The organism is Psychroserpens sp., assembly GCF_034670085.1.
Taxonomy (GTDB): domain Bacteria; phylum Bacteroidota; class Bacteroidia; order Flavobacteriales; family Flavobacteriaceae; genus Psychroserpens.
Genome location: NZ_JAXMOD010000001.1, coordinates 234,995 through 261,610, shown reverse-complemented (window position 1 = coordinate 261,610; position 26,616 = coordinate 234,995). Strand labels below are relative to the sequence as shown.

Annotated in this window: 26 protein-coding genes; 16 read left to right on the top strand and 10 right to left on the bottom strand. The window is 32.3% G+C overall.

Annotated features, from left to right (window positions below; translation table 11 throughout):
* Window positions 1-49 precede the first annotated feature (49 nt).
* The 4 genes from VOI25_RS01110 to VOI25_RS01095 are packed head-to-tail and all read left to right on the top strand — an operon-like array spanning window position 50 to window position 3,361.
* Window positions 50-910 (top strand): acyl-CoA thioesterase II, encoded by an 861-nt coding sequence (locus VOI25_RS01110; RefSeq protein ID WP_323787040.1) that lies wholly within the window; start codon window positions 50-52, stop codon window positions 908-910.
* Complete coding sequence (locus tag VOI25_RS01105) at window positions 910-1,599, top strand: glycerophosphodiester phosphodiesterase (protein ID WP_323787039.1); 690 nt, start codon at window positions 910-912, stop codon at window positions 1,597-1,599. The genes VOI25_RS01110 and VOI25_RS01105 overlap by 1 nt, the downstream gene beginning before the upstream one ends.
* Window positions 1,596-2,828, top strand: coding sequence for an NAD(P)/FAD-dependent oxidoreductase (locus VOI25_RS01100; RefSeq protein WP_323787038.1), 1,233 nt, complete (start codon window positions 1,596-1,598; stop codon window positions 2,826-2,828). The genes VOI25_RS01105 and VOI25_RS01100 overlap by 4 nt, the downstream gene beginning before the upstream one ends.
* Window positions 2,825-3,361 (top strand): DUF1697 domain-containing protein, encoded by a 537-nt coding sequence (locus tag VOI25_RS01095; RefSeq protein WP_323787037.1) that lies wholly within the window; start codon window positions 2,825-2,827, stop codon window positions 3,359-3,361. Before VOI25_RS01100 ends, VOI25_RS01095 begins: the two co-directional genes overlap by 4 nt.
* A 75-nt stretch (window positions 3,362-3,436) precedes the next feature.
* On the opposite strand, the gene VOI25_RS01090 is transcribed toward VOI25_RS01095, so the two are convergent.
* From VOI25_RS01090 to VOI25_RS01075, 4 genes are all read right to left on the bottom strand, one after another.
* Window positions 3,437-5,311, bottom strand: a complete 1,875-nt coding sequence (locus tag VOI25_RS01090) for a T9SS type A sorting domain-containing protein (protein ID WP_323787036.1) — start codon at window positions 5,309-5,311, stop codon at window positions 3,437-3,439.
* Between the two features lie 169 nt (window positions 5,312-5,480).
* Window positions 5,481-6,521 (bottom strand): T9SS type A sorting domain-containing protein, encoded by a 1,041-nt coding sequence (locus VOI25_RS01085; RefSeq protein WP_323787035.1) that lies wholly within the window; start codon window positions 6,519-6,521, stop codon window positions 5,481-5,483.
* Window positions 6,522-6,626: 105 nt separating this feature from the next.
* Window positions 6,627-6,839 (bottom strand): hypothetical protein, encoded by a 213-nt coding sequence (locus VOI25_RS01080; RefSeq protein ID WP_323787034.1) that lies wholly within the window; start codon window positions 6,837-6,839, stop codon window positions 6,627-6,629.
* Between the two features lie 87 nt (window positions 6,840-6,926).
* A complete protein-coding gene (locus tag VOI25_RS01075; RefSeq protein ID WP_323787033.1) occupies window positions 6,927-8,048 on the bottom strand; it encodes a helix-turn-helix transcriptional regulator in 1,122 nt (373 codons plus the stop codon).
* Between the two features lie 77 nt (window positions 8,049-8,125).
* On the opposite strand from VOI25_RS01075, the gene VOI25_RS01070 reads away from it, so the two are divergent.
* The 5 genes from VOI25_RS01070 to VOI25_RS01050 all read left to right on the top strand — a co-directional run bounded on the left by VOI25_RS01070 (window position 8,126) and on the right by VOI25_RS01050 (window position 13,169).
* Entirely contained in the window at window positions 8,126-9,226 is a 1,101-nt protein-coding gene (locus VOI25_RS01070; RefSeq protein WP_323787032.1) for a diphosphomevalonate decarboxylase, read from the top strand.
* Between the two features lie 91 nt (window positions 9,227-9,317).
* On the top strand, window positions 9,318-10,247 hold the full coding sequence (locus VOI25_RS01065; protein ID WP_323787031.1) for a mevalonate kinase: 930 nt from the start codon (window positions 9,318-9,320) through the stop codon (window positions 10,245-10,247).
* Window positions 10,248-10,383: 136 nt separating this feature from the next.
* Window positions 10,384-11,286, top strand: a complete 903-nt coding sequence (locus VOI25_RS01060; protein WP_323787030.1) for a geranylgeranylglycerol-phosphate geranylgeranyltransferase — start codon at window positions 10,384-10,386, stop codon at window positions 11,284-11,286.
* Window positions 11,286-12,239, top strand: a complete 954-nt coding sequence (locus VOI25_RS01055) for a carbon-nitrogen hydrolase family protein (protein WP_323787029.1) — start codon at window positions 11,286-11,288, stop codon at window positions 12,237-12,239. The genes VOI25_RS01060 and VOI25_RS01055 overlap by 1 nt, the downstream gene beginning before the upstream one ends.
* A 36-nt stretch (window positions 12,240-12,275) precedes the next feature.
* Window positions 12,276-13,169 carry a pseudouridine synthase gene (locus tag VOI25_RS01050; RefSeq protein WP_323787028.1) on the top strand — a complete coding sequence of 298 codons (894 nt, stop codon included), beginning with the start codon at window positions 12,276-12,278 and terminating at the stop codon, window positions 13,167-13,169.
* 10 nt (window positions 13,170-13,179) lie between these two features.
* On the opposite strand, the gene VOI25_RS01045 is transcribed toward VOI25_RS01050, so the two are convergent.
* Both VOI25_RS01045 and VOI25_RS01040 read right to left on the bottom strand, forming a co-directional pair.
* Window positions 13,180-14,181, bottom strand: coding sequence for a transglutaminase domain-containing protein (locus tag VOI25_RS01045; protein ID WP_323787027.1), 1,002 nt, complete (start codon window positions 14,179-14,181; stop codon window positions 13,180-13,182).
* A 36-nt stretch (window positions 14,182-14,217) separates the two neighbouring features.
* Complete coding sequence (locus VOI25_RS01040; protein WP_323787026.1) at window positions 14,218-14,649, bottom strand: carboxypeptidase-like regulatory domain-containing protein; 432 nt, start codon at window positions 14,647-14,649, stop codon at window positions 14,218-14,220.
* Between the two features lie 499 nt (window positions 14,650-15,148).
* Between VOI25_RS01040 and VOI25_RS01035 the strand changes: the two genes are divergently transcribed.
* From VOI25_RS01035 to VOI25_RS01005, 7 genes are all read left to right on the top strand, one after another.
* Entirely contained in the window at window positions 15,149-16,549 is a 1,401-nt protein-coding gene (locus tag VOI25_RS01035) for an arginine decarboxylase (RefSeq protein ID WP_323787025.1), read from the top strand.
* Window positions 16,539-17,480: an agmatinase gene (gene speB / locus VOI25_RS01030; RefSeq protein WP_323787024.1), complete on the top strand. Its 942-nt coding sequence runs from the start codon at window positions 16,539-16,541 to the stop codon at window positions 17,478-17,480. The genes VOI25_RS01035 and speB overlap by 11 nt, the downstream gene beginning before the upstream one ends.
* A complete protein-coding gene (locus VOI25_RS01025; RefSeq protein ID WP_323787023.1) occupies window positions 17,470-18,444 on the top strand; it encodes a deoxyhypusine synthase family protein in 975 nt (324 codons plus the stop codon). The genes speB and VOI25_RS01025 overlap by 11 nt, the downstream gene beginning before the upstream one ends.
* Window positions 18,444-19,973: a bifunctional GNAT family N-acetyltransferase/carbon-nitrogen hydrolase family protein gene (locus VOI25_RS01020; protein ID WP_323787022.1), complete on the top strand. Its 1,530-nt coding sequence runs from the start codon at window positions 18,444-18,446 to the stop codon at window positions 19,971-19,973. The genes VOI25_RS01025 and VOI25_RS01020 overlap by 1 nt, the downstream gene beginning before the upstream one ends.
* A 40-nt stretch (window positions 19,974-20,013) precedes the next feature.
* Complete coding sequence (locus VOI25_RS01015) at window positions 20,014-20,340, top strand: hypothetical protein (RefSeq protein WP_323787021.1); 327 nt, start codon at window positions 20,014-20,016, stop codon at window positions 20,338-20,340.
* Window positions 20,341-20,416: 76 nt separating this feature from the next.
* Window positions 20,417-20,830: a bleomycin resistance protein gene (locus VOI25_RS01010; protein ID WP_323787020.1), complete on the top strand. Its 414-nt coding sequence runs from the start codon at window positions 20,417-20,419 to the stop codon at window positions 20,828-20,830.
* Window positions 20,831-20,913: 83 nt separating this feature from the next.
* Entirely contained in the window at window positions 20,914-21,348 is a 435-nt protein-coding gene (locus VOI25_RS01005; protein ID WP_323787019.1) for a hypothetical protein, read from the top strand.
* A 46-nt stretch (window positions 21,349-21,394) separates the two neighbouring features.
* Here the strand turns inward: VOI25_RS01005 and VOI25_RS01000 are convergent, their stop codons facing one another.
* Genes VOI25_RS01000 through VOI25_RS00985 form a run of 4 tightly spaced genes read right to left on the bottom strand, consistent with a single transcriptional unit; the run spans window position 21,395 to window position 26,615 of the window.
* Window positions 21,395-22,813 carry a mannosyltransferase gene (locus tag VOI25_RS01000; RefSeq protein ID WP_323787018.1) on the bottom strand — a complete coding sequence of 473 codons (1,419 nt, stop codon included), beginning with the start codon at window positions 22,811-22,813 and terminating at the stop codon, window positions 21,395-21,397.
* Window positions 22,813-24,303 carry a cellulose synthase family protein gene (locus tag VOI25_RS00995; protein ID WP_323787017.1) on the bottom strand — a complete coding sequence of 497 codons (1,491 nt, stop codon included), beginning with the start codon at window positions 24,301-24,303 and terminating at the stop codon, window positions 22,813-22,815. The genes VOI25_RS01000 and VOI25_RS00995 overlap by 1 nt, the downstream gene beginning before the upstream one ends.
* Window positions 24,300-24,992 (bottom strand): glycosyltransferase family 2 protein, encoded by a 693-nt coding sequence (locus VOI25_RS00990; RefSeq protein WP_323787016.1) that lies wholly within the window; start codon window positions 24,990-24,992, stop codon window positions 24,300-24,302. The genes VOI25_RS00995 and VOI25_RS00990 overlap by 4 nt, the downstream gene beginning before the upstream one ends.
* Before the next feature lie 33 nt (window positions 24,993-25,025).
* Complete coding sequence (locus VOI25_RS00985) at window positions 25,026-26,615, bottom strand: 4Fe-4S binding protein (RefSeq protein WP_323787015.1); 1,590 nt, start codon at window positions 26,613-26,615, stop codon at window positions 25,026-25,028.
* Between the last annotated feature and the right edge of the window lies 1 nt (window position 26,616).

Sequence of the window (26,616 nt, the reverse complement as noted above, 5' to 3'; positions counted from 1 at the left end):
CCTTTAGAATTACCATTTTTTTTAGCTTTGGAAAAATAAACATTGCCTTATGAATTCAGTACAAGATTTATTACAATTGATTCATCTAAAACAAATTGAAGACACCAAATTTGAAGGGTTAAGTAAAACCGTTGGTAGTCCAAATGTTTTTGGAGGTCAGGTGTTAGCTCAAGCCATAAATGCCGCTTCTCGAACAATTACAAATGGGAGGATTTTACATTCTTTACATTCCTATTTTTTAGAACCAGGACATTTAGAGGTGCCAATAGTTTATGATGTTGGTGTTGCGAGAGATGGCGGAAGTTTTTCAGTACGACGGGTAACTGCATTACAAAACGAAACGATTATATTTATTTTATCAGCTTCATTTCATAGACTAGAAGAAGGTTATGAGCATCAAATTGAGATGAAGAGTAATATTAAACCTCCAGAAGAATTAATGAGTTGGACAGATTTGCTTGATACCTATCGTGATGTGCTTCCGAGTAGAATTAAAGGGTTTTTTGAAATTGAACGTCCTATAGAATTCAAACCAACTCAAATTCCTAATCCATTAGATCAAAAAGATTTACCGCCTTTTACAGATGTTTGGGTGAAACTTAAAGGAGATGTTTCCAATTTGGATAGAAGCGCTAAACAACAAATTTTAACTTATATTTCAGATTATAATATTCTAACTTCTGCCATGAATAGACATGCGAGCAAAGCCAATTGGAATAATACACAAACGGCTAGTTTAGATCATTCAATGTGGTTTTTTAGAGATTTTGATTATGACGACTGGTTGCTCTACTCTATCGAATCCCCAAACACATCTAATGCTAGAGGTTTTGCTATAGGAAACTTATTTACAAGAGATGGTGTTTTAATTGCTTCTGTGGCTCAAGAAGGTTTAATGCGTCCAAAATAATGTCAAAAAAAATTTTAAAAATAGGCCATAGAGGCGCAAAAACATATGTTGCTGAAAATACAATTGCGTCAGTAGAAAAAGCTTTAAATCTTGCAGTTGATGCTATAGAAATTGATGTTCATAGATGTGCTTCAGGAGAACTAGTTGTCTTTCATGATTTCACTTTAGATAGAATGACAAATGGGACTGGTGAAGTCGCAAAGCATACTCTAAGGCAACTCAAAAAACTGAAAGTAAATAATCAATATGAGATTCCTACATTAGAAGAGGTTCTTGATGCTATTGATAAAAAATGCCTTCTAAATATTGAACTGAAAGGTCGAGATACAGCGACAACGACTTGTAAAATAATTGAAGACTATATCAAAACGAAGCACTGGAATGTTGACCATTTTATAATTTCAAGCTTTCAGCATCAGGAATTAGAGATGGTTTATAAACTCAATAATCAATTGCGTTTGGGTGTTTTAACCAAAGCTAGTGTTTTAGATGCTATAGATTTTGCTGAAACCATTAATGCCTATGCCATTCATCCAAATGTGGCATTAGTAACAAAAGATAATGTGAGTTTAGCTCAAAATAAAGGCTATAAAGTTTTAACTTGGACAGTTAATGACCAGTCAACTATCGAACGAGTGAAAACATATCAAGTTGATGGTATAATTTCTGATAATCCTGATATGATATGAAGGCATACGATATTATTATTGTTGGAGGAGGAGCAGCAGGCTTTTTTGCTGCGATTAATAGTGCAGAGCAAAATTCAGCTTTAAAAGTTGCTATTCTTGAGCGTGGTAAAGAAGGACTTCAGAAGGTTAAAATTTCAGGTGGAGGACGTTGTAATGTCACGCATGCCGAATTTATGCCTTCCGAATTGGTTTTAAATTATCCAAGAGGTGAGAAAGAATTGTTAGGACCCTTTCATCAATTTATGACTGGAGATACTATAGAATGGTTTGAAAAAAGAGGTGTCGAATTGAAAATAGAAGACGATGGAAGAATGTTTCCTATTTCAAATTCATCTCAAACTATAATAGATTGTTTTCTAAATGAAGTTGAAACGCATCAGATTGATGTGTTATATAATCATTCTGTAAAAAATATTAACGTGTTACCTCGAGCGCAGTCGAAAGGTCTCAATTTTGAAATTAACACTAACCAAGGTGATTTTTCTTGTGCAAAACTTCTAATTGCCACTGGAAGCAATCCTAAAATATGGAAGTTATTAGAAGATCTTGGACATACGATTTCTCAGCCAGTTCCGTCGTTATTTACATTTGATATAAAAGATGAACGCATTGCAGATATTCCAGGAGTTGTAGCACAACATGTTGAGGTCTCTGTAGTCGATTCTGATTTATATAGTGAAGGTCCACTTTTAATAACTCACGTCGGAATGAGTGCTCCTGCAATTTTAAAATTATCTGCATTTGGAGCAATAGAATTAGCGAAACGCGATTATAAATTTGAAATTGAAATCAATTTTATCAGGCAAACCTTTGATGATTGTTTGGAAGAATTAAAAGATTTAAAACAAGATTTTGCTAGGAAAACTGTGTTTAAAATGGCCCAATTTGACTTGCCAAAACGCTTATGGCAAAAATTAGTGTTGGCTTCAGAAATGACTAATGATACACGTTGGGCAGATTTGAATAAATCGCAATTAGAACAATTAGCAGCTCAACTTACAAAAGCAACATTTAAGGTTACTGGCAAAAGCACTTTCAAGGAAGAATTTGTCACTGCTGGTGGAATTAACCTTAAAGAAGTGAATTTTAAAACCTTTGAAAGTAAGCTTCATGAAAACATGTTTTTTGCAGGAGAAATTTTAAATATTGATGCCATTACAGGTGGTTTCAATTTTCAGAATGCTTGGTCTGGCGCATTTATTGCTTCAAAATCGATGTCACAATTATGAAAACATATATTGCACTTTTAAGAGGAATAAATGTTGGTGGACATAAAAAAGTGCCCATGGCTGAACTACGAGCTATACTTTCAAAATCTGGTTTTGAAAATGTGGCGACTTACATTCAAAGCGGAAATATAATTTTACAATCGTCCCTTTCAGATAAAAAAGAAATTGAAAGTCGTATTCAAAAGTCGATTTTAGACCATTTCGGATTTGAAGTTCCTGTGATTGCCAAAACAAGAAAAGAATTACAAATCATTTTTGACACCTGTCCATTTTCAGAAGAAAAAAAGGCGACTAGTTATTTCATTATGCTGAGTGAAATTCCAAAAGCAGAATATTTGAGTTTGGTTTCAGATATAACGTTCGATAATGAAGAAATAATAATTATTAAAGATTGTCTGTACTTTCATTCTTCCATAGGTTATGGCAATTCTAAATTTAATATGAATTCGTTTGAGAGAAAGCTAAACCTAAAAGCGACCTCAAGAAATTATAAAACTATGGTTAAACTTATTGAGCTAAGTAGTATTTTTTAAACGTACAAATACCATTACTCAAAATTAATGAGGAATGGTATAATGTAATAAAAATACTTGATGTTACGGAAATGCTTACCGTTTAATGATTTTCATAGTTTTAGATTTTCTAGCAAGAGTTTTAATGTTAACAAAATATATTCCCGGACTACCGTCAATAGTTAAATCAACAGTATTTGTATTTACGAATCGTTCATTAGAAATAACTTGTCCGAGAATATTTGAAACAATAATGTTTAATTCTCTAGTGTGTGGTCCTACATTTACATTTATATGTCCATTTGTTGGATTTGGATACACCTTAAAACCTGCTAGGTCATCATTTAAAGTATTTAATGTCGCTCCTGGTCCAACTAAGTAAATAGCATTATCTTTACTTTCAACTGAAAAAATTATTGAGTTTCCACCAAAATCGGCTTCAATAGTTTCTGGTAAATTAGTAGTATTAAGAGATGATGCTGAAATGATTTCAAATACGGCATCAGTAGGAGGTAAATACCCTAAAATAATATTAATACCTCCACTAATATCAGCATTGTTTTGTACGACAACTTTGTCATATTCAGTGCCGATTGTTGGGCCATCGATTTCAATATTAAAAACCGCTTCAGAAGCTGTTGTTAAGTTTCCAACAATGGTTAGAATTCCGGGAGAATTTCCAGGAGAAATTTTTCCTGTTTCTACATGTGAATTAGGTAATTGGAAACTACCACTACCTGACAAAGTTCCATTATTTGTTAAGTTTTCTCCAAAAGCCAAAGTGCCTTCTTGGCAAATAACACTTGCGAAGGGTCCTATTTGTAAATCTGTTAAGTTTACTGAAGATATTCCAGTGCCTGAAGTTTTTATCAACGATTCACTATTTAATATTCTTAAAGTGTGCTGAGAGCCACTGGTATAACCAATTATTATATTGTCCCCATCAATAACAAGATTATTGCGGTAAATTGTAACGGTACCATTATTAATATCAAATCCTTTTTCACTTACAACCATTGAAGAGTTTGCTCCTTGAGATGTAATTTCAAATCCATTCTCTATAGTTTTATCTCCTGGTCCATCTACAAGAATTGAGCCTCTATTAATAATAAATGACTGAACATTAGTATCAATTCTAGAAAGAGATCCCGCTTTCCAATTTAAACTGGCTGACTCATTAACGCCTACAAAAGAAAACATATCTAAATTACCATTTATTACCAATTCATTATTATCTCCAATGATAATACGATCAGCAGTTGTTGTTCCAGCACCATCTGTAGTAACAGTAGCACCAGTTGGTGAGTTGATTATAACAATGTCTGTCGTTAATGGTACACCATTTGGATCCCAATTTGTAGGTGTATTCCATAATCCATTGCCTGCTTCTCCATCCCATGATTTAGCAGATGTATAATTAATACCTATCACAGTAAATAATATACCATCAGCTTGACATTGAATGCCTAATGTCGTTTCATAGCCTCCTCCAGATTGATTTTCGGGAACAATATCGGTAGTAGCTATGTTACAAAAATTTGAGTTTCCTTGAATAATTTGATAACTATTTCCTATTTGTGGCACATAAGCAGAAAAACTAATATCTACATCTCCAAAAAAGGAATAACCACCTCCTAAAATAACTTTAGCATAATCATTTAGATCTGTAATAATTGGAGAAATGACACTAAAATTATCTACATTAAGATTTCCAGATATATTTAAATCTCCATACATAAGTAAATTTGCTCCATTTGCTAAACTTAGAGATCCATAAGTAAAAGAAGAACCAATAAATTCAACCGCAAAGCCATCAATTAAAACATCTTCACCATTGAAAGGTACATCGCCAGAAATCCAATTAAAAGGATCATCCCATGAATAACCATCGCCTTCGCCAGTAAATTCGTTTTGTGCATTAGTAGTAATTGATGCAGATATAAGTATTAATAAAAGTATGTGTTTTTTCATGATTAATAGTTTTAATATTTTGAATATGTAGGTTGATTTATTATTGATTTGAGCTTCTGTCCAAGTGCCATTGACGTTTAAACCCCCATTTGGATTATAATTTGGATTGTCACTAGTTATAAGTTGATTGATGTGTGTCATCCTTAAATCAGAAACATCAATACTCGCTTTACTTTTTGATAAATCGCACTGCTTCTTTCTCAGATATTTTAAGCAAATACATACCACCAGATAAATCAGAAATGTCTAATCGTTCCATAGGGGAAATACTGCCATTTGCAATTTGTTTTCCTAAAATGTCATAAATATTATAATTTTCTGTTTCAGAAAGCATATTAACTTTTATAAAGTCTTCAGCGGGATTTGGACTGATACTAATGTTGTTTATTGAAAAATCACCTATTCCTAATGCTCTATCAAATTTGGATATTTTATTAGCACCATTCTCAAGAATAAAAATAGTAGTATCATTTATTGCTATATCAAAAGGATTGTCTAGTCCTGTTACTAAATCTGTTGCAAAAGGACCTGAACTACTTAAATCTTTCACAGAAATTTTATTATCAAATCTCTCTGCAATAAATAATTGGTTATTATCAATAACAATACCTAAAGGCACATTCAACATAGTTACCAGATTTGTAGGTGATGTATTTGCATCTGCCACATTTACTATTGAAACCCTATCTGCAATACCTTGAGCCATATAAAGAATGTCTCCCTGTATAGCAAGTCCTGTAGGGGAAAAATTAAAGCCACTTGTGGAAACTAGCACTCTAGTCGGAGTTGTTTCTGTAATATCAATTCTTTCAACTATACTACTATTTGGATCTGAATAGTATAAAAAATCACCATCAATCAGAAGATAATTGGGAGTGTTAAGCCCAGTTATAAAATCTAACCGAGTAGGATTTGTATCGGTAACATCAATTGTAGAAATTCTACCAGCGCTGAATTCTGAGATATAAAGTGTATTACCATCTATTGCCAAACCACGTATACCAGCTAAACCCGCTATTACTTGTTGTGGTACAGGAGTGGCTTCTGTTATATCAATTTTAAATAAAGTATCGTCAGTTGCATAATAAAGTGTGTTATCATCCAATAACATTCGTTTAGGGTCACTGATTCCTGTAACTATATCTGTAGTTTGAGCTATGGCAGAAAATGAAATTAAGATTGTAAATAATGTGTATATATATGTTTTCATGATTTCTAATTATTAAATGAGTAGAATATTAATGGTTGATTTGAGCTTCCGTCCAAGTGCTAATTACGTTGAGGTCACCATTAGGATTGTAATTGGGATTGACGCTTAATGTCCAATCTTTTGGACTGATATTATAGCAGATAGCATATTTTGCTGCGTATATGTAATAAGAAAGTAATTTAGAGATCTTTTTTGTTTAGATTCTGAAGGTTGCACTGAGAGTGTAGCTTCTCTTTCTGGATTTGAGGCCGAATTGATACAAGGCACACACATAATGGCAGCAAGTATCACTTTGAATAATACGTTTGAACGATTCATAAAATAAAAGTTTTAAAATTATGAATCTAAAGTACTTAGGAACCAAATTATGACGTTCGGATTATTGCTATTTCGCAACTATCGGAACTAATTTGTAGTGTTTTTCCTGAATTGAGAAGGAGTCTGTCCTGTAAATTTTTTAAAGGTATTATTAAATGTTGTTTTAGAATTAAATCCGGATTCTAGTCCAATGGAGACCAAAGTGTATTTTGAAAATTCAGGGTTTAGTAATAGTTTTTTTGCTTCATCCACTCTTAAGGAATTAATATAGCCGCTAAAGTTTGTATTAAGTTCAGCATTTATAATTCTAGACAGGTGACTTTTACTAAGTTGTAGTTCTTCAGATAATTGATCTAATGAAATATTAGAATCTAAATAACGCTTATTGTTATAGACAATGTCTTCAAGTCTTGAAATATGGTTGTTTTTTGAAGTTTTCTTATTGGGTGTTTCATAGTTTTCAATTTTTGATGATCTAATCTTTTTACGTTCACTTAAAATATTCAACTTATGCATTCCAATATATCCCATAATATATATGATTATACTTACAATTAGATCCATAGGCATATAGAAAGCATTTTCGTCTAACATGTATTGATATGTATAATAGAGCCAAGGTATAGTTGTTATTAGCAGTAAAATTAGAAAGACCCTTAGCCAAATAAATTCTGAAATTATCTGTTGGTTATTGATAAGCGATGCTCGCTTTTTGTAGTTTCGAATTTTAATGAAAAGAATACAAAGGACAATTAGAAGCAATAATATGTTTACATAATCTCCATAAGAATCTGTCAAATCTGAAGATTCATTAAGAAACTGATTAGTTTTCCATGTTTGGTTAGTAATTAGCGAAACTATTTTAAAAGCAATTGTATTTACCATAAAGAATACTGCAGGAATAAATAGTAGCCACTCAACTTTTTTTATGTTACTTTTTGGGTAGAGGTAAAATTTAATAAAAAAGTATAAAAAAGGAATTTCTAAAAAACCAAAGGGCAGATAAATTAAATTGAATTCATGCCATGATACGTTTTCAAGGTCTTCAATGAAATATTGCAATTGCGACAAAGCAACCATTAAAAGCATTAAACCTAGAAATTTAGCCGATTTTAAATTATACTTTTTAGAAAATAATATAAATGAACCAAGTAACAACCCTTGGAATATTGCTGCAATAACAAAGCTGTAAAGAATATCTATTTTCAATAAAGTCTAATTTATCAGTTTATTCTTATTGTATTATGTTTTAAATATACCTTATTTTTGAAAAAGAATATATTTTAATGTCAGAACAACAATTTATTCCTAAGTCTTATTTCAATAAAATTAAGCATGGAAGCGTCACATGGTCATCACCAAGCAATATTGCTTTAGTTAAATATTGGGGAAAAAAGGACCATCAAATTCCAGAGAATCCATCCATAAGTTTTACCCTAGACCATTGTAAAACTACAACAACGCTAGGTTATTCAAAAAAGGATAATAGCGATTCTTTTTCTTTTGACGTGTTTTTAGATGGTAAGCAGAAAGATGATTTCAAACCAAAAATTGAAACATTCTTTAAACGAATAGAGCGCTATGTGCCATTTTTAAGAGATTATCATTTTAAAATAGAAACGTCCAATACTTTTCCTCATAGTTCTGGTATTGCATCTTCGGCATCAGGTATGAGTGCTCTTGCGTTATGTTTGATGAGTATTGAGAATGAACTTAATGACTTTCAGAACGAAAGCGAAGAATCTCAAGATAATTTCAATAAAAAAGCCTCTTTTTTAGCACGCCTAGGTTCCGGAAGTGCTTGTAGAAGTATTGAAGGTGACTTGATTGTTTGGGGAACTCATAAAGACATTGAAGGCAGTTCAGACTTGTTTGGGGTAAAATACCCTTATACAGTGCATCAAAACTTCAAAAATTATCAAGACACTATTTTATTAGTTGATAAAGGAGAGAAGCAAGTCAGTAGTACTGTTGGTCATAATTTAATGCATAACCATCCATTTGCTATTCGACGTTTTGAGCAAGCTCATGAAAACATGTCTAAACTTATCAATATTTTTAAAATTGGCGATGTAGATACCTTCATAAAAATCGTAGAAAGTGAAGCCTTAACGCTTCATGCCATGATGATGACCAGTATGCCTTATTTTATTTTGATGAAACCTAATACATTGGAAATCATTAATAAAATATGGGCTTATCGGACCAGAACTAATTCAAAAGTGTGTTTCACTTTAGACGCTGGAGCCAATGTTCATGTGTTATATCCTGAAAGCGAAAAGGATTCAGTTTTAGAATTTATTAGAACTGAACTAGTTAACTATTGTCAAAACGGACATTTTATTTGCGATCAAATTGGCTTTGGTGCACAACTGATTTCCGATTAAAAATCAAAATATTATAAAAGACTTAACGCTTGATAATAAACCAAATAATAGAATAATACGTATATTTGTTAAAGCAAATTGCTAGATATTCATGAAAGGACCACTTTTTTACTCAAAAATCTTACTCTTTGGAGAGTACGGAATCATTAAAGATTCTAAAGGTTTATCGATTCCTTACAACTTTTATAATGGCGCATTAAAGACTGAAGAAAATCCGTCTCAAGACGCTGTAAAGTCTAATGAAAGTTTGAAACGTTTTGTAGCTTATCTTAAAGAGATAGATGCTAAATTAGTGACTTTTGATATTGAAACTTTAGCTAATGATGTAGAAGCAGGAATGTATTTTGATTCATCTATACCTCAAGGATATGGAGTTGGAAGTAGTGGTGCATTAGTAGCTGCTATTTATGATCAATATGCATATGATAAAATCACAGTTTTAGAAAACTTAACAAGAGAAAAGTTATTAAAACTTAAAGTGATTTTTTCTGAAATGGAATCGTTTTTCCATGGAAAATCTTCGGGATTAGATCCATTAAATAGCTATTTAAGCATTCCTATTTTAATAAATTCTCACGATAATATTGAAGCAACTGGAATTCCAGCACAACAAACGGAAGGTAAAGGTGCAGTATTCTTATTAGATTCTGGAATTATAGGAGAAACTGCTCCTATGGTCCGAATTTTTATGGAAAACATGAAACAAGAAGGTTTTAGAAGCATGCTTAAAGATCAGTTTATTAAACATACTGATGCTTGTGTTGATGATTTCTTAAAAGGAGATGTAAAATCCCTTTTCAAAAACACAAAACAATTATCAAAAGTGGTATTGAATCATTTCAAACCTATGATTCCACAACAATTTCATGAACTTTGGAAAAAAGGAATTGAAACTAACGAGTATTACCTAAAATTATGTGGTTCTGGAGGAGGAGGTTATATCTTAGGATTTACGAAAGATATCGATACTGCCAAACAATCACTTAGAGACTACAAATTAGAAGTGGTCTATAATTTTTAATCCTATGCAAAATACAATTAGTGACTTTTCAGTTAGTTTATTTGTTTGGCAAGCATTCCTTATCCTAGGATTTGTTGGGATAGTATTTATTCTTTTTAAATTATACAAAAGGTATTTATCCAATTAATTCGTATTGATGTTTACGCGCAAACAAAAACACATATTACTGAAATTTTTCAGTATGTTTTCTGTAGTGCGTGGTTACAATATTCTTGTGATCGTTATTGCTCAATACTTAGCATCTATTTACATACTTGCACACGACAAACCCTTAAAAGCAGTTTTACTTGATTTAAATTTACTAATGTTGGTGTTGGCTTCGGCAGCTACCATTGCTGCAGGTTATATCATTAATAATTTTTACGATTCAGAAAAAGATTTAATTAATCGACCCAATAAATCTAAATTAGACCGTTTAGTAAGTCAGAATACAAAGTTGTCTTTTTATTTCGTGCTTAATTTTTTTGCTGTCGTCATGGCAAGTTATGTGTCGTTTAGTGCAGTTTTGTTTTTCTCCGTTTATATCTTCGGAATTTGGTTTTATTCACATAAGCTAAAGAAACTCCCTTTTATAGGTAATCTCATATCAGCTATTTTAACGATTACCCCATTTTTTGCCATTTTCTTGTATTACAAAAACTTTGAATCTGTCATTTTTGTTCATGCTTGTTTTTTATTTTTAATAATTTCTATGCGAGAACTCACTAAAGATTTGGAAAATGTGAAAGGTGATCTTTTATTAGATTATAAAACAATTCCTGTGGTTTATGGTGAAAAAGCATCAAAACTTATGTTGACAGTTTTGATATTACTTACAAGTATTCCTGTGTACCTGCTTTTAAATCATTATGACGTTGGTCACATGTATCTGTTCTTCTATTTATCTGTTGTTTTGCTACTTGTTTTTTTAGTATTGCTTTGGAAGTCAAACACCAAAACTCAGTATTTAATTCTACATAATATTTTAAAATTTATAATTTTAGCAGGTGTGTTTAGTATTGTTCTGATTAATGTAAACCTTGTTTTAAACCGAATCTAATGAATCATATCCTTAAAGTTGCACTAGCTCAAATTTCTCCAGTTTGGTTGAATAAAGTCGAGACGCTTAAAAAGGTTGAAAATTCAATTATCGAAGCTGCGAAAGCAGATGTTGAACTCATTGTATTTGGAGAAGGTGTGGTGCCTGGCTATCCGTTTTGGCTTGCATTAACTGGAGGAGCAGAATGGAATAAAACAGTTAATAAAGAACTTCATGCACATTATGTAAAGAATTCTATTACGATTGAAAAAGGCGATTTAAATGCTATTTGTAACTTAGCAAAAACGCATAAAATGGCAGTCTATTTAGGTGTTATTGAACGACCTGGAGATCGTGGTGGTCATAGTATATATGCGTCTTTGGTGTATATTAATGCCGAAGGAAGTATTCAATCAGTTCATAGAAAACTTCAACCCACTTATGATGAACGCTTAACTTGGGCTCCAGGAGATGGAAACGGACTTAGAGTGCATTCACTTAAAGAGTTTACTGTTGGTGGACTGAATTGCTGGGAAAATTGGATGCCATTACCAAGAGCTGCATTGTATGGTTTAGGTGAAAATTTACACATCGCAGTTTGGCCTGGTAGTGAACATAATACCAAAGATATTACACGATTTATAGCCAGAGAATCTCGATCTTATGTCATTTCAGTATCTAGTGTAATGACTAAAGACGACTTTCCGAAGGATACACCACATATTGAAAATATTCTAGATAAATCTCCTAATGTTCTTGCAAATGGAGGAAGCTGTGTTGCTGGTCCTGATGGCGAATGGATTATTGAACCTGTTTTAAGTACAGAAGGCTTGATTGTTGCTAATTTAGATTTTAATCGCGTATTAGAAGAGCGACAAAACTTTGATCCTGTTGGGCATTATTCGAGGCCAGACGTCACAAAACTATCCGTAAATCGCAAACGTCAATCTACGACAGAATATTTCGATTCGTAAGGAGTAATATACTACCTTTGCGGAAAATTAGTAACTATGAGCAGACATCAAGGCACAAGCGGAAAAGGGAAACCTTCAGGAAGAGGAGCAAGTAAGCCTACCAATAAAAAATCGGGTAGAGGACGTGATAATGCCAAAAGCAATAGTTTATCTAGAGGTAATGCTCCAACAAGAGTAAATGCGCCTATTAAGAAAAAACAAACGCCTTCAAAACCTTCAAATCCGGATGTGATTCGATTGAATAAATACATCTCCAATTCAGGCATTTGTTCTAGACGTGATGCTGATATGCATATTTCAGTAGGAAGTGTTACTGTAAATGGAAAGGTGGTTACCGAAATGGGTTACAAGGTGAAACTTGAAGATGAAGTAAGATTTGATGGTGCTCGTATAAATCCAGAAAAGAAAACCTACGTTTTATTAAATAAGCCTAAAGGCTTTGCTACTACCACTAGTGAAAGCAAAGGAAAAACAGTTATGGATTTGGTTGCTAATTCAACATCTGCACGAATAAAGCCAATAGGACGTTTAGGACGTAATTCTACTGGATTACTGTTGTTTACAAATGATGATGTTATTGTTAAGAAGTTTACAAATTCTAAAAATGGTGTGGAGCGCCTCTTCGAAATAGAATTGGATAAAAACTTGAAATTTGAAGATTTAAAAAAGATCCAAGACGGCTTAAAGATTGAAGGGAAATTAGTGCCTGTTGAAGAAATTAGTTACATCGAAGATGCTCCTAAATCTAAAGTTGGTCTTAAGATTAAAAATACCGGAAATACCATTTTGCATACCATTTTTGATTATTTAAAATACGATATTGTACGTGTAGATTGTGTAGCCATTGGTCACCTTACTAAAAAAGATTTACCTCGTGGTCATTGGAAACATTTGACCGAACAAGAACTCAATACATTAAAGATGTTGTAGATGATTGCTTTCATTTCTCAACCTTAAAGGTATACGTAGCAATCAAATCGTTTCCAATTAAAAAGTGTGTATCATAAAAACCAGTGTCTTCAAATTTGAGCTCTAAAGTCAAAGACAAATTATCTAAAACAATACTTGAGGGTTTTACAGTTTTAGGATGAAATCCATTGTCGATTAAAAAATGAACATCCTTAGCATCAACTGTTTTTTGAAGTTGATATCTGAATGTGACCTTATTATTTTTCAGAATCACTTGATGCATTTGTTTAGGATACTTATGATCCGTTAAATTGGAATAGGCTTTGCCATAAATGATAGGTGCTCCTAAAAATTCTTCAAAAGTCGGATTAGAGTCTAAAAGTGACCATTTATTTTCTAAGGGAAAATGATTAACCGAAAAGAGTTTTGGGTCGGCAAGAAAATAACCATCGTTATATTGAAATTTAAAGGCGAATGTTTCTTGGTTTGGAATGCCACTTGCCCAAGTAGGATCACAGAGATACCATTTGTTGTTTAATTTTATTGCATTCCAAGAATGATTAGGAACATCAAATTCTTCAATGTTAGTAGTACTTGTTTGTCCAAACCCATGTACAATTTCACAATCTAAGTTAGCTAATTTTGAAAGTTCTTGAACAATATAAGCATAACCAGTACAAATCGTTTTGTCCTGTTTTAGGAGTTTTCTAAATATTTCTTTCTTAAAACGATCATTCCAAGCCTTAAGTTTTAGGCTATCATTTTTAAACTTTGTTCGTTTTCTTTTATTCCTTAAATAGAGATTGTAATCATTGGCAATATTTGAGCACACCCATTTATAGATAGCTCTAAACCGTTCAACATCTGTAGTTAAGTTTTCAGTAAGCTTAAAAGATAATTGTGGTAAATTATCAAGCCCTTCATCTTTACAGGCTAATGCTATTTGATCTGCTTTTTTGAAATCAATATGATCAAAATCAGATATTTGAGCATGAGATTGAAATGCAACTATGAAGAGCAATAAGTATCTCATTATGTTCTGTTCAATTCTAAAAAGAGATTCTTATTTCTAGCGTTTAGACTTATAAGGTGTGTCTGAGTTTGGCGCACCCATAATTTCGACAAGGTCTGTCGTTAGGGTTAAATTGATGAACGTTGTACTTGCATCAATTTTTATTTCTTGTTTTTCATATCCCAAGAAACTAAACACCAATACATCACCAGAACTTAATAACTTTGGAAAGGTAAATGCTCCGTTTTCATCTGTTATTACACCAGTCTTACTACCTTTAAGGACAATATTTACTCCTGGCAGAGGCCCAGTTTCATCACTTACTTTACCTTTTACCGTAATTTCAGTAGTAGTTGTTGTTTGTGTTTGAGCAGAAATTGTATTGAATGCCACTGTAGCAATCATAAAGATACCCAATAATAAATATTGAATCATCCTAGTTCTAATTAAGTCTGTTCTACTTTGAGAAAGTTTTACTTGTGTTTCCATGATTATTATGATTTTGTTTCTATCAAAACTATGAAATGAATAGATTGATATCAATTTACTTTTAGTATTCTAACTGTTTCACTTAGTGAAACCTACATTTTAATGAGTAAGTCATAAAATTAAAGATTATAAAATAAATTCTTTGAAAATATTAGTTAAAAAAAAATCTAAAAATGTTTTGCGTGTCAAAAAATAAATTACATTTGCGTCGCTTTTTAAGAATTTATATTTTAAAGCAAAGCATATAGCTGAACACATTGAAACATGTTTTTATGTTCGGGTTTTTGAAAATTAGGAAGTCATATTCAAAAGCAGCTTATAGATTAAGTAACCGAATTTTAGAGCTTACTTCCGCTTACTACATATTGATGAGCCAACATTTGTTTGGGTTCATTCCTACAACTCATCCTCAAATTCAAGTTTGATTTTTAAAATTTAATACCGCATAAATGCTGAATTTTAATTTCAGTTTATACCCTTAAATTTTAAAAAAATAATAATGAACACAAAGTATATTGACTTGGTGAATCAATCGTTTGATTTTCCTCAAGAAGAATTTAAACTTGAAAACAAAACATTAGAGTTTCATGATGTCAACCTTATGGAATTGGTTGAACAGTATGGAGCACCTCTAAAATTCACATATTTACCTCAAATTTCTAATAACATAAATCGTGCAAAACAATGGTTTGCCGATGCTATTGTAAAGAATGATTATAAAGGAAAATATCATTACTGTTATTGCACAAAAAGCTCACATTTTAAGCATGTATTAGATGAAGCTTTAACCAATGATATTCATATTGAAACGTCTTCTGCATTTGATATTGATATTGTTGAAAGGCTAAAGGCCGAAGGGAAAATTACAGATAAAACTTTTGTAATAAGTAACGGATTTAAGCGTGCGCAATACATTACTAATATTGCGCGATTAATTAATAATGGACATAAAAATGCGATTCCTATTATTGATAATTATGAGGAGATTGATCTTCTTTCAGCTGAAATCAAAGGAAAATTTAATGTCGGTATTCGTATTGCTTCAGAAGAAGAACCAAAATTTGAATTCTATACCTCAAGGTTAGGAATTGGTTATAAGAATATTGTTCCTTTTTACAAGAATCAAATTCAGAATAATAATAAGGTAGAGCTCAAGATGCTTCACTTTTTTATCAATACAGGAATCCGTGATAATGCATATTACTGGAATGAGCTTGCAAAATGTTTGAAAGTTTACACAAGTTTAAAAAAGATTTGCCCTTCACTTAATAGTTTAAATATTGGTGGTGGATTCCCAATTAAAAACTCCTTAGTATTCGATTTTGATTATGCTTATATGGTTGATGAAATCGTGAATCAAATCAAACTAGTTTGCGAAGAGGAAGACGTAGATGTGCCAAATATATTTACAGAATTCGGAAGCTTTACTGTTGGAGAAAGTGGTGGAGCTATTTATGAGATTTTATATCAAAAACAACAAAATGATCGTGAGAAATGGAACATGATTAATTCGTCTTTCATTACGACTTTACCAGATACCTGGGCAATCAATAAGCGCTTTATAATGTTGCCAATTAACCGTTGGTATGATAGTTATGAGCGAGTGCTTTTAGGCGGATTAACATGTGACAGTGATGATTATTACAATAGCGAACAACATATGAACGCTATCTATCTTCCAAAGTACAATAAAGAAAAACCCTTATATATTGGCTTCTTTAATACAGGAGCTTATCAAGAATCTATTGGTGGATTTGGAGGTTTGCAACACTGCTTAATTCCGTCTCCAAAGCATATTTTAATAAACAAGGATGATGACGGAAACATCACCACAAAATTATTTAGTGAACAACAAAAAAGTGAAGACTTACTTAAAATCTTAGGTTATAATGAGCAATAAAAGTTACGCAGGAATAGAAGACCAATATTCTAAATTAGACAGTTCAAAAATTGTACTAATTCCAGTACCTTATGATGGTACAAGTACTTGGCAAAAAGGAGCAGATAAAGGACCTGAAGCGTTTTTAAATGCTTCTGAAAACATGGAACTTTATGATATTGAAACAGGAACAGAAGTGTATAAACAAGGTGTGTTTTTGGCAGATCCTGTTACAGAAAATAGCTCTCCTGAACTTATGGTCGAGGCAGTTCACCAAGCAGTCAAAACTTACATTAAAAAGAATAAGTTTGTAACCACTTTCGGAGGAGAACATTCTATTTCAATAGGAACAATTAGAGCATTCAACGAATGTTTTGATAATATAACTGTATTACAATTAGATGCACATGCAGATTTACGAAAAACATATCAAGGTAGCAAAAGCAATCACGCTTGTGCCTTGTATGAAGCAAGTCAGACGACAAACCTAATTCAAGTTGGTATTCGTAGTATGGATGTGATCGAAACTACCGTTATGGATGAAGATAAAACCTATTTTGCTCACGACATGGCAGAAGATGATAATTGGGTCGATTCTGCAATAGATCAAATGACCGAAAATGTTTATATCACTATTGATTTAGATGTATTTGATCCTTCAATTATGCCATCTACAGGAACGCCTGAACCCGGTGGTTTACTATGGTATGAAACTTTAGATTTTTTACGTCAGGTTTTTGAAGAAAAAAATGTAATAGGATTTGATATCGTAGAATTATGTCCAAACTCTAATGAAAAGTCTTCAGATTTCCTTGCAGCAAAATTGTATTACAAAATGCTAAGTTATAAGTTTTTGAACGACGATGCTGAAGACGATTTCGATAATAATTTTAATGAATCTAACGGAAAATCTAACAAGGTTTCTAAATTTAATGATGACGATGACAACTAAAGGAAGTATATCACAGTTTATAGAAAAGTATTATTTACACTTTAATGCCGCAGCTTTAGTTGATGCAGCAAAAGGATATGAAGATCAATTAAATTCAGGAGCAAAAATGTTAGTCTCATTAGCAGGAGCTATGAGTACTGCCGAATTGGGAAAGATTTTTGCTGAGATGATTCGTCAGGATAAAGTGCATATTGTGTCTTGTACAGGTGCAAACCTTGAGGAAGATATTATGAATTTAGTTGCACATTCACATTATAAACGTGTGCCAAATTATAGAGATTTGACACCTCAAGATGAATGGGATTTATTAGAAAAAGGACTAAACCGAGTTACAGATACGTGCATTCCAGAAGAAGAAGCTTTCAGAAGAATACAAAAACATATTGTAAAAATATGGATGGATGCTGAAGCTAATGGTGAACGCTATTTACCTCATGAGTATATGTACAAGTTATTATTATCAGGTGTATTAGAAGAACACTATGAAATTGATTTAAAAGATTCTTGGATGTATGCAGCAGCAGAAAAAAATCTACCTATCGTTTGTCCAGGTTGGGAAGATAGTACAATGGGTAACATTTTTGCTAGTTATGTGCTTAAAGGCGAATTGAAAGCAAGTACTATGAAGTCTGGTATTGAGTATATGACATTTTTGGCTGATTGGTATACGGACAATTGCCAAAAAGGAATAGGTTTCTTTCAAATTGGAGGAGGTATTGCTGGAGACTTTCCAATATGCGTTGTGCCAATGCTATATCAAGATATGGAACGTCCAGAAACACCGTTTTGGAGTTATTTTTGTCAAATAAGTGATTCTACAACAAGTTATGGTTCCTATTCTGGAGCTGTGCCTAACGAGAAAATTACTTGGGGAAAATTAGATATTGATACACCAAAATTTATTATTGAAAGTGATGCGACAATCGTAGCACCATTAATTTTTGCTTACCTTCTAGATTTATAATGGACGATCATAAAATTGAAAATATAGAGTTAAAGTATTTAACGGTTGCTGATTTTGAAGAATTAAAATCGGCAACGCTCGAATCTTATGGAGGCGTGTTAGATTCTTATTGGAAAAAAGATCACATCCAACAACTTACAACCAAGTTTCCTCAAGGTCAAGTGGTTATTAAAATTGATGGACAAATTGCTGGATGCGCGCTATCTCTTATTGTAGATTACGACCAAATTGATGACCATCATACCTATGCCGATATTATTGAAGGTGATGCATTTAAAAACCACGATCCTGATGGTGATGTCCTTTACGGAATAGACGTTTTTATAAAACCAGAATTTAGAGGATTACGCTTAGGAAGACGTCTTTATGATTACCGAAAAGAAATCTGTGAAAACTTAAATCTTAAGGGTATTGTCTTTGGCGGACGAATGCCAAATTTTCACAAGCATAAAGAATTAACACCAAAAGAATATATCGAAAAAGTAAAACGCAAAGAAATTCACGATCCCGTTTTAAATTTTCAAATTTCTAATGATTTCCATCCTGTTCGAATTTTAAAAGGCTATTTACAAGGTGATACAGCATCTAATGAGTATGCCGTTTTAATGGAATGGGATAATATATATTATACAAATAAAAGAAAGAAGGCAACTACCATTAAAACTATTGTAAGGTTAGGGTTAATACAGTGGCAAATGAGAACCTATAATAGTTTGGAAGAATTAATGCAACAAGTCGAGTATTTTGTAGATAGTGTTGCGGCTTACAGATCAGATTTTGCATTATTCCCTGAGTTTTTTAATGCACCATTAATGGCAAAGTATAATCATATGCACGAGCCAGATGCGATTAGAGAATTAGCTAAATATACTAAGGTTATTGTTGAAAAAATGCAACAATTATCAATCTCATACAATATCAATATTATTACTGGAAGTATGCCAGAACTTATTGATGATAAATTGTATAATGTAGGTTATTTATGTCGAAGAGATGGAAGTCTAGAACGATATGAAAAAATTCATGTTACGCCAGATGAAGCAAAAGTTTGGGGCATGCAACAAGGTCATAAATTGCAAACCTTTCAAACAGATTGTGGTAAAATTGGAATTTTAATTTGTTATGATTCTGAGTTTCCAGAATTATCTAGATTATTAGCTGATGAAGGTATGGATATATTATTTGTACCGTTTTTAACAGACACTCAAAATGGCTATTCTAGAGTGCGTTTGTGTGCGCAAGCACGAGCTATTGAAAATGAGTGCTATGTTGCTATTGCAGGAAGTGTTGGGAATTTACCGAACGTTAATAACATGGATATTCAGTATGCACAGTCGGCTGTGTTTACACCTTGTGATTTTTCATTTCCAAGTAGTGGTATCAAAGCAGAAGCTACAACAAATACCGAGATGATTTTGGTAGCGGACGTCGATTTAGGTTTGTTAAGGGAGTTGCATTCTTTTGGAGCTGTGAAAAATTTAAAAGACAGAAGAAAAGATGTGTATAACGTTATCCGTGTAGAAAAATAAATACTATATTTAGGCTAAATTAGCTCCAATTATTAGAAAAATGAAACACAAAGACGCAAATTTAAAACGAGTTATTGTTGATTTTAAAAAATTAACTCCTGAAATTTTAGCCTTGTTGGTTGAGAAATATCCTGATGGCTATGATGATGATAACATCATCACCTTCAGAAATGCCAATAATGAAACCGTTGAAGCTGTTGAAGTCACTACTGAAGATACTAAGTACTTAGTAAAAGTGAGTACGAAACTTGAATTGACCATGGAAAATTATGATGAAGATGACTATGAAGAATTTGAAGATGATGATCCAGATGCAGTACAAGATCCAGACCTAACTCGTGACGAAGACGTAGAGGATTTAGATTAATTTTTTTGAATTTTATTTCAGATTATTTTGTAATTTACTTTATAGAAATTAACGACTTGCTTTAAATTCATTTATTATGGAAACAGCTTTTCACATGTCACTACCTTGCTTAAGTGTAAAGGAAACCAAAAACTTCTATATTGAAACTATTGGAGCCTCAATTGGAAGGTCATCCCAAACTTGGGTAGATATTAATTTATTTGGGCATCAATTGACATTTATTAAAGCCCAAAAGTTTAATTTTAATAGTCCCAATTACGTATTTGAAGGTAAAATTTTACCATCCTTCCATTTTGGAATTATAGTTAATGAAACCATTTGGAACACCATTTATAAGAAACTAAAGGAAAAAAAACTAGAACTTGTAGATCATAGCTCATTTCTAAAAGATAAAGCTGGAGAGCATCAATCCTTTTTTGTTAAAGATCCTAACGACTATATGTTGGAATTTAAATGTTTTAAAAAAGAAGACAATATTTTTAAAGCCTAAATCATTTTTTAGATTTTGCACATTGGTTGTCAAATCTAGTACTTATTAAAAACGCATATATTTTATTCCACATGTAAGTCATCATGATGACATTACTAAAAGCACTAACGGACTTGAAGTGGTTAGCTTCCGAAGGAAACAACTCTTATTTTCAACGTTTAAATTTTATTAAAATGAAAACAAAAACTGCAATTAATGCTAGCTTTTTAATGGTATGTTTATTCTTTTTGACATCAATGGTTTCTGTAAATTCTACTGAAACATTTGAAGGTGTTTTCGATGGTAAAGAAGATTACGGTTACAATTTTATTGGCATTAATGAAGAAGATGAAGAATACACAATGACATTTCAAGACATTGATGAATCACTCCTAAAAACATTCGATTTAAAATCTGAAAAACTTATAGGCTCAAAATTCATGGTCACTTATACTATAAAATCTGAAACTTTAAAAGATGAAGATGGTTATGAAGATGAGATTGAAACCTATACAATCAGAGCGCTTAATAAACTATAAAATATTTTATATGATAAACAAACCAACTCAGATGAGTTGGTTTTTTTTATTGGTGTTTCAAACGTTTTGAAATTAAGACGTCCCAAATCAAAACCGCGTAAACGATACCATATTCAAAAGCTATTATCCATAGATTTTCAGATTTATCAGCTTTGTTGAGATTAATATAAGCCAAGTAACTGAATATAATTACAAAACTCCATACCAATGGAAACTTATAATTAGTAAATACACTCAAAATTAAAAGGGTTGCTAAATACCAAGGATGCACAGTTGTGCTCAAAAACAAATAAAAGGAAAAGGCGAAGAGCATTGTTGTAAGAAGGGTTTTGGTTGAAATCTGCCTTTTGTAGAATGATAATACAAGGACAAACACAACTATTACAACTGATACTATTTTTCCAATTAATGCAATTTCATTATAACCTGTAAATAGATAGCCTATCTCTCGAGCAACATAGTAAATACTTGCATTAAACTCGAAATTTTGAAACCATAGTGCAACTGTTTGCGTATAATTATTAATAAATTCCGAAGAGAAAAAAGGCGCAAATAGTAAGCATGTTGTTAAACCAATAATACCATAAAATGAAATCAACTTTTTAAAGTCAATTTTTGAAGAGGAATCGTCATTCTGAACTCGTTTCAGAATCTCATTGTTTTTATTCTGGTCATTGAGCGAAGTTGATTTGAAGTATCGAAACAACAATGGTAAAAAAAGAAGTGGAATCAATTTCACCGAAATTGATAGAGCAAATATAACTGCTGCCCATTTCCATTTGCCTGAATGTAATAGGTATAAACTCCAAACTAAAAAGAAAATCATAACACCTTCAAAGTGTAAGTTCCCAGTTAATTCAATAATAATAAACGGATTTAAAATATACCAAAAGATATTTTTAACCGGAATATTGAGTTGCTTAAGCAAGCGTTTTCCGAAGTAGAGAGTTCCGAAATCGGCAGCAACAATTAATAAACGTAATACCATTGCTGAACCCAAAATACTATGACCAGAAAATAGTCCTGCAATTACAAAACACAATTGATTTAAAGGTGGGTAATTGGTGAAATGACTTCCATTAAGTTGTCCCATTCCTGCATATAATTCTCTAGCTTGAGCTACTGGAAAATTTTGCGTATCTATAAACGATACTGGAGTATATAAGTATGGATTAAATCCTTCTAGAATCATGCGTCCATCCCAAATAAAGCGATAGAAATCTTGTGATAAATTTGGAATTGCTAAAATGAAAACTGCTCGAAATAGAAAGGCAATAATGGTTAAGAATTTGATGTTGTCTTTAGCGTACTTCAGAAGCAGAATAAATATAATCCAAAGCGCAGTATAGAATGTAATAAGTTTAGTATATTCTGTTCTTATTAAGTTATAACTAAAAAGCCAATAGAGAAAAAGGCCAACAAAAGTAAGCAACAACGGAATTTTATAAAATTTCCAGAACTGCATTACATTTTTGAGGATATTGATTTAAAGAACACATAACCAAAACCTAAGAATAGCATTAAATGAAATGGGAATAATCCGAAATCACCGCCTTGATCTCCAACTATAAATGCGCTATATAAACCAAATCCGAAATAGAGCATAAGGATGCCTTCTATAATGACATGAGGCGATATTTTTTTTCTGAGGTATTTATTTCCTTTCCAAGAATCTTTTAAGGTGCTAATATTAAATTTTGGTGTACGAACAAATTCACTTCGTTTTCCCAAATGACCTTCTAAAACAGCAATAGAGTTGTGTAGTGAAAATCCCATTGCTATTGTAAAGAATGTAAAAAACAGTCCTATGTAACTGAAGAAATTTTTAAAACCACTACCATATATCTGTTTATACATAAACCAATAACAGATAAAAAAGATTACAGTACTCATTACGAAAAAACTCATGAAGTAAAAGTAAAACCGTAGATGAGCATATTCATTTTTGATATATAACATTGGTATGCTCAGGACAGCAACAATAAGAACATTTAAAAACATGGTACTGTTTAATAAATGTAGTAATCCATGAATTTTTGTTTTAGCTGAAATGTTTTTTGAGGAAATTACTCGCTTTAACATCTTTCTGAAATTTTCAGCGCCACCTTTGTTCCAACGAAATTGCTGTGAACGTGCAGCACTTATAACTACAGGTAATTCAGCTGGAGTTTCAACATCTTCGAGGTACTTAAATTTCCAATTTTTAAGTTGTGCTCTATAACTTAAATCTAAATCTTCAGTTAAGGTATCGCCTTCCCAATTTCCAGCGTCTAGGATGCAATCTTTTCTCCAAATTCCTGCTGTTCCATTAAAATTGATAAAATGCCCTTTGCTATTTCGTCCAACTTGTTCGAGTGTAAAATGAGCATCTAAAGCAAAAGCTTGAATTTTAGTAAGTATTGAATAGTTACGATTAATATGACTCCATCGCGTTTGCACAACACCAATATGTTCATCCTTAAAATATGGAATTGTACGTTTTAGCCAATTTGGTTTAGGAAGAAAATCGGCATCAAAAATGGCAATAAATTCACCTTTTGCAATTTCCAAACCTTCTTTTAATGCACCAGCTTTAAAACCCGACCTATCCGTTCGCGTTATGTGTATTATGTCGAGACCTTTAGTTTGAATTTTTTCTATGTGAAGTCTTGTTGTTTCAATAGTCTCATCTGTAGAATCGTCTAGTACTTGGATTTCCAATTTATCTTTTGGATAATCAATAAGTGCAATGTTGTCCAGCAAACGATCCATAACATACATTTCGTTAAAAACAGGAAGTTGAATGGTGACAAAAGGAACTTCTTCTGGTTTAGATAAATCAAAAGTATCACAAACTTTATTTGCTTTTTTTGAAGACAGGTAATTGAATAGCAGGTTGAGTTGAGCTAAAGAATACATGAAAATCAGTATAATTGCTATAGTGTAAATGACAATAATTATCGTTTCGAGAATCATTTTTTTAAACTGTATTTAAAAATCCAACCTAAGATTTTTACGCCTGCAAATATAGCACCTTTTACGGTACCTGAAACTTTTGAGACACCTATTCTATTTCTGTAGTTTACGGGTATTTCAACATAAGTCAATCGCTGTTTTAAGACTTTTAATTGCATCTCAACGGTCCAACCATAAGTTTTATCTTCCATGTTTAAATTAAGAAGCTTTTCATACTTAATAGCTCTAAAAGGTCCTAGATCTGTAAATTTTGCTCTAAAGAATAAGGACATTAAAGTGGTAGCGAGCCAATTTCCAAAAACTTGAGGAATGGTCATCGACCCATTTTCTCTTAATTGTTTTACTCGTGCTCCAACTACAAAATCGATATTGTCTTCAATAATTGGATTAACTATTTTAGTGAGTTCTTCTGGGTAATCACTATAATCACCATCTAAAAACACAATAATATCAGGTTGTTCTAGTAGACCAGAAATATAACCCATTCCTTTTAAACAAGCATAACCATAACCCTTGTTTTCTTCAGTAAGAACTGTTGCTCCAGCCTTTTCAGCAATTACTTCTGTACCATCATTAGAGTTATTACTGACTACAATAACTTCATTTACAATATCTGGAATATCTTTAATGACATGTGCTATAGAATCTGCTTCATTGTAGGCAGGAATAATAACTTTTATATTGGGCATTTAGTTGGTTTGAAAGTGTAAAAATACAATATCTTATTTTTCGTTTACCAATTCCATTAGATCGACATCATTCCCTAAAAGAATTTCAGTTGGATTAATACGTCCTTTCATGCTATCATTTTCTAATTTAAGAACACCTCTTGGGCAAACTGCAGCACATATTCCACAACCAACACAGCTTGAACGCACAATGTTTTCACCTTTTTGAGCATAGTGACGAACGTCAATACCCATTTCGCAACTGTTGGAGCAATTTCCACACGAAATACATTGACCACCATTTGTAGTAATTCTAAATTTAGAAAATAAACGTTGTTGAAAACCAAGAATAGCAGCCATAGGACAGCCAAATCGACACCAAGAACGACTTCCTAGGATGGGATAAAAACCTGTCCCAATAACTCCTGAAAAAATGGAGCCAATGTAAATTCCGTAAGTAGATCGTAAAGTCCCAGCTTTCACATAGAAGACGTGATCTGTCGAACCAGTGAAATGCATAGTTACTAATAAACCAATTACAACAAAGAAGCCAATCGCACCATATTTTGCGTCTTTACCTAATTCATGTCTTTTAAAAAGCATAACTCCCACAAATACTAGTGTTAAGAATCCAATCACCAAACTAATAAATACAGCTTTTGTTAACCAAAAATCATTACTATCATACCCTAAGTACGTATAAACCATTGCAGTTGTCATAACCACTGAGAATACCAAAACAAGATGAATTAACCAGCGTTCTAATTTCCAAGCAGACATTTTTTTAGATGATAAATGTCTGAAGGAGTCTCCTGCAGTTTCTGCTAATCCACCACAACCACAAACCCAAGAGCAATACCAACGTTTTCCGTATTTATAAGTTAATATTGGTGAAATAACAAAGATTGAAATGATACCAAATAAAATCAAGGCTAAACCAATGTTTCCATTCGATAAAAAACCTTTTACAGACCATTCATCAAAAATGTAATAATTGAGAGGCCAGACACTTTTTAAATCGTAATAAGGTAAATCGTTGTTCATGACATACATAAATTCTGGAATCAAAAAGGCAAAACCTAATTGGAAAAACATCACAGAAATTGTTCGAACTTGTTGATATCGGTTGTGTCTATACTTTAGAATAAATTTATAACCAAAAGCTAGAATAGCTATGGTGTACAGCGTTCCGTAAACAAACCACTGACTTGCATTTCGTCCGCTTAATAACTGACTAAGAGGGTCAAATAAGCTAATTAAACCATTGTTAGAAGCACCATCAACTCCTAAGCCCAAATACTGTGGATAAAAATACAGCACAATATAAAATGACGTTAGAATAACACCAACTATCCAACCCCAAATTCCTCGAGATGAAATGGATTTAAACCAAACACCATCATTTTTTATGCCTTCTAATTTGGTCAAGTAGGCTTCCCTTGAATAGATAATTATTCCAAGTGAAATCATTCCTAGTGATAAACTTAAAAACAAGCCTTGATTTGGAAAATTAGTATTTAAAATTGCTAATGTTAAAATTAGTAAACCTACAATGCCAATTGCTAAAGCAACTTTTTGTTTGGTTGTAATATCTAAAGCGTCAGGTTTTGCTAAAGACATGCTATGATTTATTTTATTACTCATG

Excerpts from the sequence above, each read along its gene's own strand:
- VOI25_RS01110 (WP_323787040.1), top strand. The coding sequence starts at position 50 with ATGAATTCAGTACAAGATTTATTACAATTGATTCATCTAAAACAAATT.
- VOI25_RS01105 (WP_323787039.1), top strand. The coding sequence starts at position 910 with ATGTCAAAAAAAATTTTAAAAATAGGCCATAGAGGCGCAAAAACATAT.
- VOI25_RS01100 (WP_323787038.1), top strand. The coding sequence starts at position 1,596 with ATGAAGGCATACGATATTATTATTGTTGGAGGAGGAGCAGCAGGCTTT.
- VOI25_RS01095 (WP_323787037.1), top strand. The coding sequence starts at position 2,825 with ATGAAAACATATATTGCACTTTTAAGAGGAATAAATGTTGGTGGACAT.
- VOI25_RS01090 (WP_323787036.1), bottom strand. The coding sequence starts at position 5,311 with ATGAAAAAACACATACTTTTATTAATACTTATATCTGCATCAATTACT.
- VOI25_RS01085 (WP_323787035.1), bottom strand. The coding sequence starts at position 6,521 with ATGAAAACATATATATACACATTATTTACAATCTTAATTTCATTTTCT.
- VOI25_RS01080 (WP_323787034.1), bottom strand. The coding sequence starts at position 6,839 with ATGAATCGTTCAAACGTATTATTCAAAGTGATACTTGCTGCCATTATG.
- VOI25_RS01070 (WP_323787032.1), top strand. The coding sequence starts at position 8,126 with ATGTCAGAACAACAATTTATTCCTAAGTCTTATTTCAATAAAATTAAG.
- VOI25_RS01065 (WP_323787031.1), top strand. The coding sequence starts at position 9,318 with ATGAAAGGACCACTTTTTTACTCAAAAATCTTACTCTTTGGAGAGTAC.
- VOI25_RS01060 (WP_323787030.1), top strand. The coding sequence starts at position 10,384 with ATGTTTACGCGCAAACAAAAACACATATTACTGAAATTTTTCAGTATG.
- VOI25_RS01055 (WP_323787029.1), top strand. The coding sequence starts at position 11,286 with ATGAATCATATCCTTAAAGTTGCACTAGCTCAAATTTCTCCAGTTTGG.
- VOI25_RS01050 (WP_323787028.1), top strand. The coding sequence starts at position 12,276 with ATGAGCAGACATCAAGGCACAAGCGGAAAAGGGAAACCTTCAGGAAGA.
- VOI25_RS01045 (WP_323787027.1), bottom strand. The coding sequence starts at position 14,181 with ATGAGATACTTATTGCTCTTCATAGTTGCATTTCAATCTCATGCTCAA.
- VOI25_RS01040 (WP_323787026.1), bottom strand. The coding sequence starts at position 14,649 with ATGGAAACACAAGTAAAACTTTCTCAAAGTAGAACAGACTTAATTAGA.
- VOI25_RS01035 (WP_323787025.1), top strand. The coding sequence starts at position 15,149 with ATGAACACAAAGTATATTGACTTGGTGAATCAATCGTTTGATTTTCCT.
- speB (WP_323787024.1), top strand. The coding sequence starts at position 16,539 with ATGAGCAATAAAAGTTACGCAGGAATAGAAGACCAATATTCTAAATTA.
- VOI25_RS01025 (WP_323787023.1), top strand. The coding sequence starts at position 17,470 with ATGACAACTAAAGGAAGTATATCACAGTTTATAGAAAAGTATTATTTA.
- VOI25_RS01020 (WP_323787022.1), top strand. The coding sequence starts at position 18,444 with ATGGACGATCATAAAATTGAAAATATAGAGTTAAAGTATTTAACGGTT.
- VOI25_RS01015 (WP_323787021.1), top strand. The coding sequence starts at position 20,014 with ATGAAACACAAAGACGCAAATTTAAAACGAGTTATTGTTGATTTTAAA.
- VOI25_RS01010 (WP_323787020.1), top strand. The coding sequence starts at position 20,417 with ATGGAAACAGCTTTTCACATGTCACTACCTTGCTTAAGTGTAAAGGAA.
- VOI25_RS01005 (WP_323787019.1), top strand. The coding sequence starts at position 20,914 with ATGATGACATTACTAAAAGCACTAACGGACTTGAAGTGGTTAGCTTCC.
- VOI25_RS01000 (WP_323787018.1), bottom strand. The coding sequence starts at position 22,813 with ATGCAGTTCTGGAAATTTTATAAAATTCCGTTGTTGCTTACTTTTGTT.
- VOI25_RS00995 (WP_323787017.1), bottom strand. The coding sequence starts at position 24,303 with ATGATTCTCGAAACGATAATTATTGTCATTTACACTATAGCAATTATA.
- VOI25_RS00990 (WP_323787016.1), bottom strand. The coding sequence starts at position 24,992 with ATGCCCAATATAAAAGTTATTATTCCTGCCTACAATGAAGCAGATTCT.
- VOI25_RS00985 (WP_323787015.1), bottom strand. The coding sequence starts at position 26,615 with ATGAGTAATAAAATAAATCATAGCATGTCTTTAGCAAAACCTGACGCT.